Annotated in this window: 13 protein-coding genes and 1 tRNA gene; 1 reads left to right on the top strand and 13 read right to left on the bottom strand. The window is 70.0% G+C overall.

Features of this window, described 5'->3' with window-relative positions; all coding sequences use genetic code 11:
* Positions 1-18: 18 nt before the first annotated feature.
* From IM776_RS07325 to IM776_RS07280, 10 genes are all read right to left on the bottom strand, one after another.
* A complete protein-coding gene (locus IM776_RS07325) occupies positions 19-2,703 on the bottom strand; it encodes an FtsX-like permease family protein (protein WP_194422323.1) in 2,685 nt (894 codons plus the stop codon).
* On the bottom strand, positions 2,700-5,051 hold the full coding sequence (locus IM776_RS07320; RefSeq protein WP_194422322.1) for a hypothetical protein: 2,352 nt from the start codon (positions 5,049-5,051) through the stop codon (positions 2,700-2,702). Before IM776_RS07320 ends, IM776_RS07325 begins: the two co-directional genes overlap by 4 nt.
* A 48-nt stretch (positions 5,052-5,099) precedes the next feature.
* Positions 5,100-5,171: transfer RNA gene (locus tag IM776_RS07315), tRNA-Gln, on the bottom strand.
* A gap of 95 nt (positions 5,172-5,266) precedes the next feature.
* The gene (gene gltX / locus IM776_RS07310; protein ID WP_194422321.1) at positions 5,267-6,772 is read right to left on the bottom strand and encodes a glutamate--tRNA ligase; all 1,506 of its coding nucleotides are present in this window, start codon (positions 6,770-6,772) and stop codon (positions 5,267-5,269) included.
* Between the two features lie 31 nt (positions 6,773-6,803).
* On the bottom strand, positions 6,804-7,574 hold the full coding sequence (locus IM776_RS07305; RefSeq protein ID WP_194422320.1) for a class I SAM-dependent methyltransferase: 771 nt from the start codon (positions 7,572-7,574) through the stop codon (positions 6,804-6,806).
* A complete protein-coding gene (locus IM776_RS07300; protein WP_194422319.1) occupies positions 7,571-8,827 on the bottom strand; it encodes an MFS transporter in 1,257 nt (418 codons plus the stop codon). Before IM776_RS07300 ends, IM776_RS07305 begins: the two co-directional genes overlap by 4 nt.
* A complete protein-coding gene (locus IM776_RS07295) occupies positions 8,824-9,600 on the bottom strand; it encodes a fumarylacetoacetate hydrolase family protein (protein WP_194422318.1) in 777 nt (258 codons plus the stop codon). The genes IM776_RS07300 and IM776_RS07295 overlap by 4 nt, the downstream gene beginning before the upstream one ends.
* Positions 9,601-9,758: 158 nt before the next feature.
* On the bottom strand, positions 9,759-10,853 hold the full coding sequence (locus tag IM776_RS07290) for a branched-chain amino acid aminotransferase (protein ID WP_194422317.1): 1,095 nt from the start codon (positions 10,851-10,853) through the stop codon (positions 9,759-9,761).
* Between the two features lie 45 nt (positions 10,854-10,898).
* Complete coding sequence (locus tag IM776_RS07285) at positions 10,899-11,948, bottom strand: 3-isopropylmalate dehydrogenase (protein WP_194422316.1); 1,050 nt, start codon at positions 11,946-11,948, stop codon at positions 10,899-10,901.
* 63 nt (positions 11,949-12,011) lie between these two features.
* A complete protein-coding gene (locus IM776_RS07280; RefSeq protein WP_194422315.1) occupies positions 12,012-13,547 on the bottom strand; it encodes an MFS transporter in 1,536 nt (511 codons plus the stop codon).
* A gap of 80 nt (positions 13,548-13,627) precedes the next feature.
* Here IM776_RS07280 and IM776_RS07275 point away from each other — a divergent pair, with 80 nt between their 5' ends.
* Positions 13,628-14,185, top strand: a complete 558-nt coding sequence (locus IM776_RS07275) for a TetR/AcrR family transcriptional regulator (protein ID WP_194422314.1) — start codon at positions 13,628-13,630, stop codon at positions 14,183-14,185.
* 38 nt (positions 14,186-14,223) lie between these two features.
* On the opposite strand, the gene serA is transcribed toward IM776_RS07275, so the two are convergent.
* From serA to IM776_RS07260, 3 genes are all read right to left on the bottom strand, one after another.
* Entirely contained in the window at positions 14,224-15,828 is a 1,605-nt protein-coding gene (serA, locus tag IM776_RS07270) for a phosphoglycerate dehydrogenase (protein WP_194422313.1), read from the bottom strand.
* 124 nt (positions 15,829-15,952) lie between these two features.
* Positions 15,953-16,288: a hypothetical protein gene (locus tag IM776_RS07265; RefSeq protein WP_228479964.1), complete on the bottom strand. Its 336-nt coding sequence runs from the start codon at positions 16,286-16,288 to the stop codon at positions 15,953-15,955.
* Entirely contained in the window at positions 16,285-16,779 is a 495-nt protein-coding gene (locus IM776_RS07260) for a hypothetical protein (protein WP_194422312.1), read from the bottom strand. The genes IM776_RS07265 and IM776_RS07260 overlap by 4 nt, the downstream gene beginning before the upstream one ends.
* Positions 16,780-16,793 lie beyond the last annotated feature (14 nt).

Raw genomic sequence — 16,793 nt, 5'->3', positions numbered from 1 at the left:
TCTCTCGCCCTTCTCGCATCACTGTCCCGCCTCGTCGTCCGCCCGGATCATCTCGGCAGCACCGGCGCGCGACGCGAGCGCGGTGGCCGCCGCGATCGCGCCGACCGCACTCAGCGCGAATCCCGCCACGACGAGCAACGACCACGCACCGCCCAACTCGATCGGCGGCTGCCCCGATCCGCCCACGAAACCGCGCAGATCCAGCTGCGGGATCACGAGCCACGTCATGGCGACGCCCGCCCCCACGCCGAACGGCAGGGCGAGCAGCAGCGCAGGCGCCACCTCCCACGTGACAAGCCGCCCCGCGGCGCGCTGCGGGTGACCGAGCGTGCGCAGGATCGCGAGCATCCGCGCACGGGAGGGCGCACCCAGCACGAGCGTCGCAACGACGGCCGCGGCCAGCAGCAGTGCCACCAGAACGCTCGCCGCGAGCAGCGTTCCCTGCACGATGCCGAAGACGGGATCATCCGCGTGACCCGCCGCGACCAGTGCGGGCGTCTCGAATGCGGCATCGCCGCCGAGCGCTGCCACGGCGTCCGCGCCGACGGCGTCGGGATCCGCGTCGGGTGTGAGCGCGAGGTAGAGCTGCGAGGCGCCGGTGCCGCGCTCGCCGAGCGCCGCCGCATTGGCGGGGTCGACGATCACCCACTGCTCGGCAGTGCCGAAGGGCACCTGCGACGGTGCAGTCCCGACCACGCGCACGGGTCTCCCGGCGATCTCGAGGTCCAGGTCGTCCTGGTCGGCCGCTCCGAGACGTGCGAGCAGCCCGTCCGACACCACGACCGGCACGCCGTTTCCGGCAGCCTCCTCGGTGAGTGCGGCCGGCAAGGGCAGCGCCGTCGCAGAGCCCTGCTGGACGCTGACCATCTCGTCCCGGCCGACCGTGTACACGTGCGCGCGCACCGTCTGCGCCCCGACGGAGGCGTCCACGGTCGAATCACCGCTCAGCGACGCCGTGGCCGCCACACCGTCGAGCGCGGCGACGCGTTGCGCACCGGCGCCGTCGATGTAGCCGGCGTCGACACGCACGTCCGCGCCGACGCTGATCGTCGCGGAACGATCGACACCGGCGGAGACGGTGGCGACGAACGCCACGGAGAACACCGCGACACCCAGTCCGACCACGGCCGCGAGCACAGGGGCGATCCGCACGACGGGCTCCCGGCGCGCCCGTGCCGGTCCGAGCAGCGCGGTCAGGGACGGTCGGCGTCTGCCCCGATCCTCGGCGACTCGCAGCAGCACCGGGAGCAGCCGAAGCGCGAGGATGCCGCCGGAGGCGCCGAGCAGCACGGGCAGGGCGAGCAGCAGCGGATCGGCGCCGCCCGCTCCGCTGCGCGTCACGACAAGGGCGACGAAGACACCCGTCACGACGAGGATCAGGAGCTCCAGCGCCGCCCGCCCTGCTCCGGCCCGGCTCCGATCGCCGAGGTCGCTGCGCCCGCGGCGCTCGGCATCCGTCAGTGCGCCGGAGGGCAGCACGACGGCAGGCACGAAGGCGAGGACGGCCGGAACGAGGAGGACCCACACGGCGGCCCAGCCGGGGACCGCGGCGGCGGTACCGGCGCCGAGCAGGGCGCCGAGCAGCCCCAGCGTCGCGCCCTCGCCGCCCAGCAGCGCGACGAGACGGGCCGTGGATGCCCCGCGTGCACGCAGCACCCGCGTGGACGCCGTGCGACGTACGGCGATCAAGCGACTCACCAGGGCCAGCACTACCAGGGCAGCGGCGACCGGGCCTCCGGCCGCGACGGCCACGACGTCCGTCATCGCATCGGCCCGGAGTGTCCCCGTGTCGATCGCCTGGGGAAGCGAGGAGCTGAACGCCAGGCCGCGGTTGTAGAAGGTCATGTCGTGCATCGGGATCTCTGCGGGACTGGCGGTGAGCAGGCGCAGCTGCGCCGCCAGAGTCGCCGCCGAGGCGCCGTCGACCGCGTCGGTGTCGAACGGCATCCACGCGACCGTCTTGATCTCGCGGACCCGGTCTGTGAGCGCCGCCGCCTCGTCGACGTGCATGAACCCGGCGACGACCAGGGTGCGGTTGCCGTCCGCGTCGACCTCGACGAGGGGTTCGACGGAGCCGCTGATGAACGCCCAATCGCCGTCGTCGCGCCCGGACGGGGCGACGATGCCGCTGAGCATGAGCGTCGTGTCCTCCCAACGGCGCACGGTTCCCGTCTTCCAGTCCAGCTGCTCGGCGGTCGCCTGCGTGAGCACGATCTCGATTCCGCGGGCCGGGTCGGTGAGCTCCGGAAGACGTCCCTCGACGAGGTCGGCGCGGTCTGCGAGACCGGGGTCGGAGACGAGGCCGACCTTGTTGCGCGGTACGACGCTGTCAGAGCCCTCGTCGGTTGTGGGCAAGGGATCGACCGTCATCGTGACGCGAGGCTCGCCCAGCAGGCTGCGCAGGGGCTCCGGCTGCTCCTCCCGCTTCGCCTCCAGGACTGTCATGGTGCGCCCCCACACCCCGATGCCGGGTTCGGACGACGCGGCGAACGCAGGCAGCCCCGGCGTCGTCGCGGAAGGCCACCGGGCCAGGTCCGGCAGAGAGTCGACCGCACGCTGGACGGTGGCGGTGCGTCCGTCGGCGAGGACCGCAGGAGCCGCCGCGCCGAGGTACGACAGCACGGCGATCACGACGACGAGGAACAGCGAGAGGGCCGGAGTGGTGGATGCTCCGCGCATCAGCAGCGGAATCCGACCCGTCATGCGCCCAGTCCCAGCACGATGGGCAGGACCGCCGCGGCCACGCCGGCTCCCAGAACGGCGCCGACGAGTACGGCGTAGACCGCGACGCTCACGATCTCCCCCGCCCGCAGCATCCGCTGATGCGACAGCCCGAGTCCGAGGGCCCGCAGCACGAGCCTCTCGTCGCGGCGCGCACGGGTCGCAGCCGAGGAGGCGGCGAGAAACCCGATCACGCCCAGCCCCGAGGCCACGAGGGCGCCCGTGGTCAGCAGCGCCGGGGCTACGGAGACGACCGGTGCTGCGCTCACCTGAGCGGCGGTGAGGATGCGGACCGGTTGGGTCGCCTGTGCGCGCAGTTGCGCCGCCGTCTCCTCGGGAGCATCGCTGCGCAGCCAGAGCTCATTGGCGGGGAGGTCCGCGCCCGCGGTGCGCAGCTCCTCCGGATCGGCGGCGACGCCCAGTCCGTCGCCCACCCCTGGCAGGGCCTCGACGATGCGGACGACCTCGATGGACACGGGCCGGGCGACCGATCGGACGCGCGCTGTGAAGACCGTGCCGGGGGCTGCTCCGAGCCGATCCGCGAGGCTCTGAGTGATCTCGGCGGCGACCGTGCCGTCTGCGCCGGCGGGGATCGGATCGGCGAAGCCCAGCGCCTCCGGCGGGCCCGCGACGAGGATCGCCGTGTCCGATCCCACGGTGAGCGGCGTGCGCAGAACCTCGGCCGTATCCGTCACGCCGCTCCAGGTCGCGGCGGCGCCGGCGACGGCATCCAGGCCGTCCTCCGTGATCATCCGGACGTCGCCGCCGAGAAGCGCTGTGCGCGTGCGCTGCTCTGCGGCATCCGCGGCCGCCGGTGCCGCCACCGCGAGGGCCATGGATGCCGCGGCGAGAGCCAGGCACAGGATCGCCACGGCGACGCTGCCCATCCGGCGGGCGATCTGCCGGACGGGGAGGATCGGCGTGATTCCTCGGGTGCGTCGCACGAGTCGTTCGGCAAGCGCCGCCAGAGGACCGATCCCCACGGGGCCGAGGAGGCACACGGCGACGAGCAGCAGCGCGGGGGCCGCTGCCGCCAGCGGCTCGGGAGTGCCGTCCGCGCGGACGACCGTTCCCGTGGCGAACAGCTGCCATGCCGATAGCGCTGCCAGGCCGGCGACGACACCGGCGACCAGGAGCAGCATCATCGGCGGTCGCGCACCGGCGTCGCTGCGCAGCGTCTCCGTACGCACGACATCGGCTCGACTCGCGGTGCGCACGGCGAGAAAGCCCGCCGCAACCCCGGAGAATGCGACCGTGCCGGCGGCCGTCAGCAGCGCGGACGGGGTGACTCCGGTGGCGACCGCGAGGCCCGCCAGTGCGAGGGCGGCGCCGGCTGCCGCGAAGACCGTGGCCTCGCCGGCAGCGCCGAGGGCGAGGCGCCGCCCGGAGGCTCCTCGGGCACGCAGGAGGACGAGCTCCTCGCGACGGACCGTGGAGAGCGTGGCGAGGACGGCGCCGAGAACGAGGGCGCCCAGCAGCGCGATGATGAGAAGCGGGGCGACGAGCAGACCGCGCGTGGCCGCGACCGCAGCCGACTGCCGCTGCAGCGTGTCGCCGAGGCCTCCGAGGACTCTGGTGTTGTGCTGCCGCTGCGGATCGATGACATCGGGCAGATCGCGGAGCCTCGTGACGGCACGCTGAAGCGCCACGAGGTCGCCGGGCTGCGCACCCACCGGCGCGATCTCCCACGTGGCGGTCGGAGCAGAGGTCAGGCCGTTCAGCGCGCCGCGGGCGACGACCGCGGGTCCTATGGCGCCGTCGCTCTCGCCCGAGACGACCGCAGGATCGCCCACCCAGGCGGCATCCTCAGGATCCTCAGCGGCCCAGGTTCCCACGAGGATGAAGGGCGTGCCGTCGCGCACGAGGGCCACGGTGTCGCCGATGCCGAGCTGCTGCCGCTCTGCCGCCGGGGCGGGCAGCGCGATCTGGTCCGGGGACTGCGGCCACTCGCCGTCCGTCAGGACCGCGAGCTCCGGAATCCGCTCGTCGTCGAGCAGCCGCAGAGCGAAGGCCGTGCCGTTCGTCGTCTCGGCCGCCGCCTCGAGACCGGATCGGCGGGTCACGTCGACGTCGATGCCGGCGAAGGCGGTCGAGATCGCGGCGCGCACCTCGGTGTCCTGGGCGCCGGGATCGGAAGCCCCGGCTGCCACCACGCGGATGCTGCGGGCGGCGGGCTCAGCATCGGCGAGCATCCGTGCCGCCCCGTCGGCCATCGACCGTTCGGCAACGGCGTCGATCCCCCCGATGCCGACGACGACGAGAGCCGCCACGAGGGCGACGAGCGAGAGTCGGCCGACGTGTTCTCCGGCTCGCTTCGCTGCAAACCTCATTGATCCTCTTTACAAGAAAACCCCCGCCTGAGCGGGGGTTCTTCTCTGCTGGGGTACCTGGACTCGAACCAAGAATGGCGGTACCAGAAACCGCTGTGTTGCCAATTACACCATACCCCAAGGGCGAAACCGGAGCCTCGCACCGAGGTACTACTCTACCCGAACTCAGCGGTGCCGCCAAAACGCGGGCGGGCGCTCGGGCGCGTCGGGTCCGGTCAGCCGCGCAGCTGCTCGGCGAGCCCGCTGAGCCGCCGCAGCGACTCGTCCCTGCCGAGCAGTTCCATCGACTCGAACAGTGGCGGCGACACCCGGCGCCCTGTGAGCGCGACGCGCGGCGGACCGTAGGCGACACGGGGCTTGAGCTCGAGCTTCTCCACCAGCGCGGCGGACAGCGCGTCCTGGATCTTCTCCGTCGTGAACTCCGTCACCGGCTCGAGCGCGGCGACGCAGGCCTCCAGCACCTCGGCGGCGTTCGCGGGCAGCCCCTTGAGCGCGTCGGCGTCGTAGGAGACGTCATCGGTGAACAGGAAACCGACCATTCCCGGTACGTCGCCCAGCAGCTGCACGCGCTCGTGAACGAGAGGTGCGACGCGGAAGGCCAGCACCAGCTGCTCGTGACTGGGCTCGTCGAAGAGGCCGGCGGCGGCCAGGTACGGGACCGTCCGCTCGGCGAAGTCCTTCACGTCCAGCATCCGGATGTGGTCGCCGTTGATCGACTCGGCCTTCTTCTGGTCGAAACGCGCCGGGTTCGGGTTGACGTTCTCGATGTCGAACGCGGCGATGAACTCGTCGAGCGAGAAGACGTCGCGGTCGGGGCCGATCGACCAGCCCAGAAGGGCGAGGTAGTTCAGCAGCCCCTCGTGGATGAACCCGCGCTCGCGGTGCAGGAAGAGGTCTGCCTGCGGATCGCGCTTGGAGAGCTTCTTGTTGCCGGTCTCCCCCAGCACGAGAGGCATGTGGGCGAACCGCGGGACGAAGGTCGTGACGCCGGCGTCGATCAGCGCCGCGTACAGCGCGAGCTGACGAGCGGTCGACGGCATCAGGTCCTCGCCGCGGAGCACGTGCGTGACGCCCATGAGCGCGTCGTCGACCGGGTTCACGAACGTGTACAGCGGGATGCCGTTGGGACGCACCACGACGAAGTCGGGGAAGGACCCGGCCGGGAAGGTGACCTCGCCGCGGATGAGGTCGACGTACGTGAGGTCCTCGTCGGGGACGCGGAGGCGGAGCGCCGGCTGGCGGCCCTCGGCACGGAAGGCGGCCTTCTGCTCGTCCGTCAGTGCGCGATCGTGGTTGTCGTAGCCGAGCTGCTTCGCCCGGCCGTTGGCCTCGTTGCGGGCGTCGATCTCCTCAGCGGTCGAGAAGCTCTCGTAGATCGCTCCGGCAGCGAGGAGCTTGTCGATGACCTCGCGGTAGATGTCGTGGCGCTCCGACTGGCGGTACGGCGCGTGCTCCCCTCCGACCTCCACGCCCTCGTCCCAGTCGATCTCCATCCAGCGCAGCGCGTCCAGCAGCTGCCGGTAGCTCTCCTCGCTGTCGCGCGCGGCATCGGTGTCTTCGATGCGGAACACGAGCTTGCCGCCGTTGTGACGCGCATACGCCCAGTTGAACAGCGCGGTTCGGATCAGGCCGACGTGCGGCAGACCGGTCGGAGACGGGCAGAAGCGCACGCGCACATCGGAGCCGGTCGCGGTCGTGGTGAGGGGATGAGGAGTAGCCATATCCCCTCAATCCTACGCGGGTGAGGGCGGGTCAACCGGCCCGTCCGACCGCCAGTGCGGCGGTGTGGTCCAGCGCGATGACGCCGTCCCGGGCCCTCTCCTCGCAGAGGTCGTCGAACGCGTGCCGGAAGTGCCGCCTGCCGCGCGCGTCGAGAGCCAGGTAGAACGCCCCGGCCGAGGCGACGCCTCCCTCGGCGGACGCCCACAGGGCGTCTCTCGGTGCCTCCCAGGTCCAGCTGAACTCGGCGACATCGACTGCGCGCCAGCTGGCCTCCGAGAGCATCCGTCCGAATCCCGACGGGGAGCGCTCGAAGTCCTTGTCGGTCGGAAGCCGTTCGCCCGCGGCCGGTGTCAGGCCCGCACGTTCGCAGACCGCGGTCCAGAACCAGGACGGGGAAACGGTCCAGATCGTCGCGATGAGCGTCGCGTCGGCCGCTGCCACGCGAGCCATCTCGCCGGCTGCCGCACGCGGATCGGGCACGTGGTTGAGCACGAAGTTCGCGATCACCGCGTCGAAGGCGGCATCCCGGAACGGGAGCGCCGGCAGTGCGCCGTCGATGAACTCGAGGGTCGGATGCTGCGCCGAGGCGATCTCGCGCATCGTCGGCTCCGGTTCGCAGCCGGTGACCATCCACCCGGCCGCGCTCAGTGCGGCGGCGAGCGTGCCCGTCCCCGAGCCGACATCGAGTACGCCGCGTGAGTGCGCCGGTCCGAGCGCGGACACGATCGATTCGGTGGTTCCCGCGCACAGCGCCGCGTAGGACGCGGCATAGGCCGCGCCCACGCCGCTCCACGCTCTCATGCCGCGCGCATCCGACCGAGTGGGGCCGCGACGACGATCGCGATGACCAGGACGGATGCCGCCACCGCCAGCCCGCCGTACTGGAAGTTCGACAGGATGATGCCCGCCAGCACCGCCCCGCCGGCTGCGGAGAAACTCATCAGCGAGTCGCTGCGCCCCTGCCTGCGGGTGCGCAACGCGGGAGTCGTCGCCTCGGTGAGGAGCGCCGCTCCCGAGACGGTCGCTGCGCTCCAGCCGAGTCCGAGCAGGATCAGCGCGACCATCACGCCCCATGCCTGGTCGTTCACGAACATCGAGAACAGCAACGATGCGGCGAGCAGTGCCTGGCCGAGCAGCACCACCCGCAGCCTCCCCCACCGGTCGGCGAGGATCCCGAAGACCGGCGAGAGCGCGTACATCCCCGCCACATGCATGGCGATGGTGATGCCGACGAGGGACGAGATGTCCGCGGGAGTCGCGTGCCCGCCGTGTGCGCCGTGGGCCATATGAGCGAGATGGATCGGCGTCATGGCCATGACGGATGCCATCGTGACGTGCGATGCGGCGATCGCGAACATGGCGTAGCGGGCGACGATCGGGTGGTCGCGTCTCTCTTCGACCGCGTTCCGATCGGCGCCGGCCGCCATGATCCGCTGTGCGAGCAGCAGCGGGTCCGGACGCAGCGCCACGAGGTACAGCGCGAGCGCTGCGACCTGAGCGATGAGTGAGAACAGGTACGAACCGGTCTGCGGCGGCATCCCTATCGCCTGCCCGACGATCTCTCCAGGGCCGAGCAGGAGGGGACCCGCCACTCCCCCGACGGTCGTCGCCCAGACGACGATGGAGAGATCCCGCCCGCGGTGGCGCGAACTCGCCAGGTCGGTCGCCGCGAAACGGGACTGCAGGTTGCCCGCGTTACCGGCGCCGATCATCACGATGCCGACCAGCAGCAGCGGGAACACCCGGAGGGCCGCCGCCAGGATGACGACCCCGATGCCGATGAGGGCGAAGAGGTTGCCCAAGGTGAGCGCGCGGCGGCGCCCGACCTTCGTGGCGAGCCGCGCGAGCGGGATCGCGCACAGCGCCGCGCCGAGCGTGACGGATGCCGTGGCGAGGCCCGACAGCGCGTCATCCCCGGAGATGTCCGCGGCCAGCAGCGCGCCGAGCGACACGGTCGCGCCGAAGGCGATGCCTCCCAGCACCTGCCCCGCAGAGAGGATCGCGACCGTGCGGCGCTGCACCGCCTGCTGCTCAGCGGCGGTGGGAACCGTCATGCGACAGGGAGCGCGTCACGCACCGTGTTGCGCAGGACGCCGATTCCCGAGACCTCGACCTCGATGGTGTCGCCCGCGGCGAACTGGCCGACGCCGGCGGGCGTCCCGGTGAGGATGACATCACCCGGCAGCAGCGTGAACACGGCGGAGGCGTACTCGATGATGTCCGCGACGGAGTGAATCATGTCGCTCAGCGGCGCGTGCTGGCGCACCTCGCCGTTCACGCGGGTCTCGATCGTGGCATCCGCATCATCGAACTCGGTCTCGATCACCGGGCCGAGTGGGCAGAACGTGTCGAAGCCCTTGCCGCGCGTCCACTGGCCGTCCTTCTTCTGCAGATCGCGGGCGGTGACGTCGTTCGCGACGGTGTAGCCGAACACGTAGTCGTGCGCGTTCTCGGCCCTGACGTTCTTGGCGATTCGGCCGATGACGACGGCGAGCTCACCCTCGTGCTCGGTGCGCTCGGACAGCGTCGGACGCACGATCGTGTCGCCGGGGCCGATCACCGAGGTGTTCGGCTTCAGGAAGAGCAGCGGCTCCTCAGGGGCGATGCCGCCCATCTCTGCGGCATGGTCGTGGTAGTTCTTGCCGACGCACACCACCTTCGATCGCGGGATCACGGGCGCGAGCAGCGCGGCATCCGCCAGCGGCACGCGCTCGCCCGTCGTGTCGAACCCGGCGAACATCGGGTCGCCCGCGAGGACCACGAGCTCCTGTTCGTCGAGGATGCCGTACTGGATGGCGTCATTGTGGCTGAACCGAGCGATCTTCACCCGTTCAGCCTATCCGCGCCACTGAGTCATGTCACAGAAGCGGCGACCAACGCGACGACCAAGCCGCCACTTCTGCGACACGGCCCATCGTGTGTCTCAGAAAGGGCGGGTCCCCGCGGGGGAAATTCGCCACTTCTGCGACATTCACCGCGGAGCGGTCAGGCGTCGAGGCGGTAGAGCCAGCCGTGCTTGTCCTCTCGGCGACCGTACTGGATGTCGGTCAGCTCCTCGCGCAGCGACAGGGCGAGCTCGCCGGTCGGCTGAGCCTCTTCGAAATCCGCCGTGACGAGTGCGCCGATCGGGGTGACGACCGCAGCCGTGCCGCACGCGAAGACCTCGACGATGTCGCCGGATGCCACGCCGTCGCGCCACTCCTGCAGCGACACACCACGGCGCTCGACGGTGTGGCCGCGATCCTCGGCGAGCTGCAGCAGCGAATCGCGGGTGATCCCCTCGAGGATGCTCTCGGACTGCGGGGTCACGATGCGCCCGTCCTTGAACACGAACACGACGTTCATGCCACCGAGCTCCTCGACGTTGCCGTCGGAGTCGAGGAAGACGACCTGGTCGCAGCCGTTGTCGTAAGCCTCGGCCTGCGGCAGCAGGCTGGAGGCGTAGTTGCCGCCGGTCTTGGCCGCACCGGTGCCGCCCTTGCCCGCGCGCGCGTAGGTCTCGGAGAGCCAGATGCGCACCGGCTTGACGCCGCCCTTGAAGTACGATCCCGCGGGGCTCGCGATGAGGTAGTAGGCGACCTTCTGGGCCGGCCGGACCCCGAGGAACGCCTCCTTCGCGAACATGAACGGGCGCAGGTAGAGGCTCTGGTCGTCGCCCGACGGCGTCCAGGCGCCGTCGACGGCGATGAGCTCGCGGATCGACTGCAGGAAGTACTCGGTGGGAAGCTCGGGCAGAGCCATCCGCCGGGCGCTGCGCTGCAGGCGGGCGGCGTTCTGCTCGGGACGGAACGTGTGGATCGACCCGTCGGCGTGACGGTAGGCCTTGATGCCCTCGAAGATCTCCTGGCCGTAGTGCAGCACGGCGGCAGCAGGATCCAGGGCGATGGGACCATACGGCTGCACGCGGGGACGGTGCCAGCCACCGCGGACGGACCAGCAGATGTCGACCATGTGGTCGGTGAATGCGGTGCCGAAGCCCGGGTTCTTGAGGGTTTCCTCGCGCTCGGCAGTCGACTTCGCGGCGAGGTTCTTGGTCACGGCGAACTCGAGCGGGGCGAGTTCGGTTTCGGTCGTAGTCATTGTCACATCCTGCGTTCGTTGGGGAGGCGCTCGCGTGCGTCCAGGCTACGCCTGGAGCCGGGCGATGATGGCGTCGCCCACTTCTGTGGTGGTTCGAGAGCCCGACCGATCGGCGATGTCCGCCTCGACCGCGCGGGTGACGCGGCCGGCTTCCTCGTGGAGCCCGAGGTGATCGAGCAGGAGGGCGGTGGACAGGATCGCCGCCGTGGGATCGGCTTTCTGCTGGCCTGCGATGTCGGGCGCCGAACCATGAACGGGCTCGAACATCGAGGGGAACGTGCCGTCGGGGTTGATGTTGCCCGAAGCGGCGAGGCCGATGCCACCGGTGACGGCGCCTGCCAGATCCGTGAGGATGTCGCCGAAGAGGTTGTCGGTGACGATCACGTCGAAGCGAGAGGGGTTCGTGACCATGAAGATCGTCGCCGCATCGACGTGCAGATAGTCTACGGCCACATCCGGATGCTCCTGCGCCACCTCGTTCACGATGCGTTGCCACATGCCGCCCGAGTGCACCAGCACATTCGTCTTGTGCACCAGCGTGAGCTTCTGCCGGCGGCGTTCTGCGACGTCGAACGCGTAGCGGACGACGCGCTCGACGCCGTACGCGGTGTTCACACTCGTCTCATTGGCGATCTCATGTGCCGTACCGACGCGGATGGCACCGCCGTTGCCGACGTACGGACCTTCGGTGCCCTCGCGCACGACGACGAAGTCGACCTCGCCAGGGTCGGCGAGCGGTCCGGATGCTCCTGGGTACAGCTTCGACGGCCGCAGATTCACGTAGTGGTCGAGTGTGAAGCGCAGTTTGAGCAGCAGTCCGCGTTCGATATTCGCGTGCTTCAGCCGCGGGTCGCCCGGTGTGCCGCCGACAGCGCCGAGGATGATCGCGTCGTTCGCCTTGATCGCCTCGAGGTCGTCGTCCGTCAGCGTGTCGCCGGTCTCGAGATAGCGTGCGGCGCCCAGCGAGAAGCGGGTCTTGTCGAACGTCACGTCGCTTCCCGCGGTCACGGCATCGAGCACTTTCTCCGCCTCCGCGACGACCTCGGGACCGATGCCGTCACCCGGGATGACGGCCAGCTTCACGACACGCGACATTCGCACTCCTTGCATCGGGATGTCCGCGGCACTGCGCAGGCGCGGGCATCACCAGCGTATCGGTCAGCGTGTGCGCGGCGTGCGCAGTGTGACAGCGGCGATGACGCCGGCGGCGACCACGAGTCCCGCCCCGATCAGGGACGTGACGAAGATCCCCGATTCGAAGGCGGATGCCGCGGCATCCCACAGCGCGGAACCGAGCGGTGCCGCGAGCTCCTCTGCCGCCGTGTGCGCCCCGGCGAGCGTCTCGCGAGCCGCGGACGCGGCATCCGCCGGCACGCCGTCGGGGACCACGAGCGCTCCACGGTAGAACGCCGTGATGATGCCGCCCAGCACCGCCGTTCCGAGCACAGCGCCCAGCTCGTACGCGGTCTCCGAGACAGCACTGGCCGCGCCGGCCTTCGCGGCCGGGGCACTCGAGAGGATCAGCTCGTTGGAGATCGTCTCGGCGGCGCCGATCCCGATCCCCAGCACGACGAACGCGACGATCAGCGGCAGCGCGCCGTGGCCCGCCGCGGTGAAAGCGACGAGGAGATAGCCGATGACGGTGAACACGAGCGCGGACGGGATGACGATGTGCGGCGCCACCCTGCGCGAGATCGGCACCACCGTGAGTCCGGCGATGATCACTGCCACCATGCCGGGGACCAGGGCGAGACCGGCGACCATGGGCGAGAGACCGAGCACCAACTGGAGGTGCTGCGGGACGAAGTAGAGGAATCCGACCAGCGCGACCACGCTGAGCAGGTTCACGAGGATCGCTCCCGAGAAGGATCCGCGCCGGAACAGGGCCATGTCGAGCATCGGATTCGGCGCCCGCAGCTGCCTGCGTACGAACAGGACGCCCATCACGACTCCGAGGAGGGCAGAGACGACGGCGCCGATCGTGAACCCGTCGACCGCGAACGACTTGATCGCGTACACCACAGGCACCATGGCGGCCATCGACAGCAGGATGCTGACCGGATCGATCCGGCCCGGTGCGGGGTCGCGGCTCTCGGGCACGAGCAGAGGCGCGCCGATCAGGAGCGGAACGAGCACGGGAACGGCGATGAGGAAGACCGATCCCCAGGAGAAGTGCTCGAGCAGGAACCCGCCCACGATCGGACCGAGCGCGGATCCTGCGGAGAAGGCGGACGCCCACACCGCGATGGCCATGCGCCGCTGATCGCGGTTGAGGAAGATCGAGCGCAGCAGCGAGAGGGTCGACGGCATCAGCATCGCGCCGAAGAAGCCGAGCAGCGCCCTGGCCGCGATGAGCAGACCTGCGGTGGGCGCGAATGCGGCGAGCACGGACACCGCCGCGAAACCGGTGGCGCCGATGAGCAGCATCCGGCGCCTGCCGAAGTGATCGCCGAGGGTCCCCATCGTGACCAGGAGACCCGCCAGCACGAGCGGATACGCGTCGATGATCCAGAGCTGCTCCGCGCCCGAGGGCGCGAGCGCGATCGCGATCTCCGGCAGCGCGAAGCTCAACACGGTGTTGTCGACCGACACCAGCAGCACCGGGAGCATCAGCACTGCAAGCGCCAGCCACGCGCGCGCACCGGCCCGCGGCGCCCTGGTGCCGCCTGTCTCGAGGGACTCGATATGAGTCATGAAACACCTTCCGCAGGCACGGCGACCTGCATGCTGAATCGATCTGATTACTAAACCGTCCGGATGGTATAGTAACAGACATGTCCCGACCTCCCCTCGCTCGAGAACGCGTGCTGGACGCGTTCGAATCGATCCTCATCGAGGACGGAGAGCGGACGGCGACGATGGATGCCACCGCCAGAGTCGCGGGCGTCTCGAAGGGTGGACTGCTCTACCACTTCGCTTCGAAGGACGAACTCGCCGCGGGCATGATCGCGCGGCTGGAGCGCCTCGTGGAGGCGGATCTCGTCGAGATGGCGCAGGCGGCGGACGGCCCCGTGGCGTACTACGTCCGCACCTCCGTGATGGCGGACTCTCCCCTGGATCGAGCGCTCATCGCCGTCTCCCGGCTCGTGCAGGCAGGGTCGGCCGAGGCGGCCGGCGCGCTGCGCCAGACCCGTCGGAGCTGGAGCGACGCCATCCGCCCTCATGTGCGCGACGAGACGGCACTCGACCTGGTCATGCTCATCAGCGATGGGCTGTACTACAACAACGCGCTGGACACCGTCGCCTCCGGCAGCAGCGCCCTCGCCGGTCCTGTCCCCGAGGGCGAACAGCTCGAGCGGCTCATCGCCCTCGTGCAGCGCTCAGCCGTGTGACGCCGGCGACCGCGCACCGGGCGCGGCCGCCGCGCACATCAGACCTCGGCGATCTCGATCTGCTTCATGACGCTGGCCTCGATAGCCTCCCCGACCTCGGCGAGGAGCTCCTCCGGAACGCGCGAGTCGACGGTGAGGACGGTGAGAGCCTCGCCACCGGCGGCGCGACGGGCGACCTGCATGCCGGCGATGTTGATGCCGGCGTCCCCGAACTTCTGGCCGTAGACGGCGACGATGCCTGGACGATCGATGTACTGCATCACGATGTGGTTCGTCTCGATCGGCACCTCGATGTCGTGCCCGTTGATGCCGACGATCTTCTGCACCATGCGGGTCCCGGCGAGCGTACCGGCGACGGTGAGGATCGTGCCGTCGGCGAGCGCACCGCGGAGCGTGGTCAGGTTGCGGTACTCGGGGCTCTCCTTCTCGACGATCAGGCGCGCCTCGATGCCGCGCTGCTCGGCGAACAGCGGCGCGTTGACATATGAGACGTTCTCGCTGACCACGTTCGAGAGGATGCCCTTGAGGGCTGCCAGCTTGTAGACGCTGACGTCGTAGTCGGCGAGCTCGCCGCGGACCTCGATGTCGAGCGTGGTGACCGCGGAGCCGGCCAGACCGCTGAACACCTGGCCGAGCTTCTCGACCAGCGCGATGCCAGGGCGGACGAACGGGTCGATGACGCCGCCTGCGACGTTCACGGCATCCGGGACGAGATCGCCCTCGAGGGCGAGCTTCACGGAGCGCGCGACCGAGATGCCTGCCTTCTCCTGCGCCTCGTCCGTCGAGGCTCCCAGGTGAGGGGTGACGATCACGTTCGGCAGCTCGAGCAGATCGCGGGCCGACCCGCCTTCGGCGGGCGGCTCGGAGGTGAACACGTCGAGACCTGCGCCGGCGATCTCGCCCGAGACCAGCGCCTCACGCAGGGCGACCTCGTCGATCAGGCCACCGCGGGCGACGTTGACGACGTAGGCCGAGGTCTTCATCGCCGCGAACTGCTCGGTGCTGATCATGCCGGTGGTCTCCGGCGTCTTCGGCATGTGGATGGTGAGGAAATCCGCCTCTGCGACGAGCTCGTCGAGGCTGCGCAGCTCGACGCCGAGCTGCTGAGCCCTGGCGCTGGTGACGTAGGGATCGTAGGCGATGACCTTCATGCCGAAACCCTGCATGCGCGCGGCGACGAGGGCGCCGATCCGGCCGAGGCCGACGATGCCGAGCGTCTTCTCGAACAGCTCGGTGCCGGTGTACGCGCTGCGCTTCCACTGTCCGCCCGCGAGCGAGGCGTGTGCGGCGGGGACGTGGCGGGCCAGGCTGAGGATGTGCGTGCAGGTGAGTTCGGCGGCGGAGATGATGTTCGACGTCGGCGCGTTGACCACCATGACGCCCGCCTTGGTGGCGGCCGGGATGTCGACGTTGTCGAGGCCGACGCCCGCGCGGGCGATCACCTTGAGCTTCGGGGCGTGGGCGAGCGCCTCGGCATCCATCTTCGTGGCAGAACGCACCAGTACCGCGTTCGCGTCCGTCAGTGCCGAGAACAGCGCCTCGCGATCCGTTCCGTCCACCTGACGGATGTCGAAGTCGGGGCCGAGGGCCTCGATCGTGGCGGGCGAGAGAACTTCGGCAATGAGCACGACGGGCTTCGGCACAGGCGGATCCTTCGAGTTAGCGGCATAGCGCGGATGGGGATCGATGCGCCGCACACCGTCGGGGGCGCGATCGAGTCCACCCTACCCGAGCGTCAACGGTGCCCCGTGCCGTGTGACGGACGAGTCAGGTGGTCAGCGACGAGAAGTTCAGCGTGCTGAGAGCGACGACGTTCATCCAGAACACCGCGACGAGGGCGAGACCCGCTAGCATCACGATTCCGAACTCCGACGCGCTGCGTCGGCGCCCGATCGCAAACGCCGCGATGAACACGATGATCGGGAACAGCGCCGAGAAGATCATGACGAACCAGCCGTACGGGTTCATGCCGAACTGCGCGACCGTGACGAGATGGGCCACGGCGTTCCACACGCCGTATGCGTAGAACAACGCTGATGCCCCGAGGATCACCGACTTGAGGATTCCGAGTCGCTCACCCGACGAAACCTGCTGCTGGCTCATGCGCCCACCACCCCGGTCATCACGAAGGGCCACGGCACCAGAAGGGCCGCGCCGGCGAGGAGACCGAGCACACGCACCCAGGCGGCCGAGCGCCTCGTGAGGAGCCAGACCGCCGTGAACCACAGCGCCGGAGCGAGAACCGCTGCCCACACCGCCACCTGATACATCAGGCTCGGCACGAGGAAGAGTGCGCTCATCTCGAGGTTCAGCCCGCCGATGATCCAGCCGACCGTGTAGAGCAGGTAGATGCCGCCTACGATCCCGACCAGGAGAAGCATCGGCGTGCTCAGCGGCTGCGGCTCGGCCGGCTCTACGACCGCGCCGTCCTCGGTGAGGCGCTCAACGCTTGCGCTGTCCCGGCCGACGGGCGTCCAGCCGTTCGGGAGCCCCGGGGCGGGAGTGGCAATTCCATTCCCCTGCTTCCTGCGCTTGTCGGCCGACGGGTCTTCGTCGCCCTCCCAGGACAGCGCGTCGTCAGCATCCGATGTCATACGCCCAGCGTAGC

The sequence above is a fragment of the Microbacterium abyssi genome, assembly GCF_015277895.1.
GTDB lineage: Bacteria > Actinomycetota > Actinomycetes > Actinomycetales > Microbacteriaceae > Microbacterium > Microbacterium abyssi.
The sequence above is the reverse complement of the archived record's forward strand: the minus strand, read 5'-3'. Positions and strand labels throughout refer to the sequence as shown.

Excerpts from the sequence above, each read along its gene's own strand:
- IM776_RS07325 (WP_194422323.1), bottom strand. The coding sequence starts at position 2,703 with ATGACGGGTCGGATTCCGCTGCTGATGCGCGGAGCATCCACCACTCCG.
- IM776_RS07320 (WP_194422322.1), bottom strand. The coding sequence starts at position 5,051 with ATGAGGTTTGCAGCGAAGCGAGCCGGAGAACACGTCGGCCGACTCTCG.
- gltX (WP_194422321.1), bottom strand. The coding sequence starts at position 6,772 with ATGGCTACTCCTCATCCCCTCACCACGACCGCGACCGGCTCCGATGTG.
- IM776_RS07305 (WP_194422320.1), bottom strand. The coding sequence starts at position 7,574 with ATGAGAGCGTGGAGCGGCGTGGGCGCGGCCTATGCCGCGTCCTACGCG.
- IM776_RS07300 (WP_194422319.1), bottom strand. The coding sequence starts at position 8,827 with ATGACGGTTCCCACCGCCGCTGAGCAGCAGGCGGTGCAGCGCCGCACG.
- IM776_RS07290 (WP_194422317.1), bottom strand. The coding sequence starts at position 10,853 with ATGACTACGACCGAAACCGAACTCGCCCCGCTCGAGTTCGCCGTGACC.
- IM776_RS07285 (WP_194422316.1), bottom strand. The coding sequence starts at position 11,948 with ATGTCGCGTGTCGTGAAGCTGGCCGTCATCCCGGGTGACGGCATCGGT.
- IM776_RS07280 (WP_194422315.1), bottom strand. The coding sequence starts at position 13,547 with ATGACTCATATCGAGTCCCTCGAGACAGGCGGCACCAGGGCGCCGCGG.
- IM776_RS07275 (WP_194422314.1), top strand. The coding sequence starts at position 13,628 with ATGTCCCGACCTCCCCTCGCTCGAGAACGCGTGCTGGACGCGTTCGAA.
- IM776_RS07265 (WP_228479964.1), bottom strand. The coding sequence starts at position 16,288 with ATGAGCCAGCAGCAGGTTTCGTCGGGTGAGCGACTCGGAATCCTCAAG.
- IM776_RS07260 (WP_194422312.1), bottom strand. The coding sequence starts at position 16,779 with ATGACATCGGATGCTGACGACGCGCTGTCCTGGGAGGGCGACGAAGAC.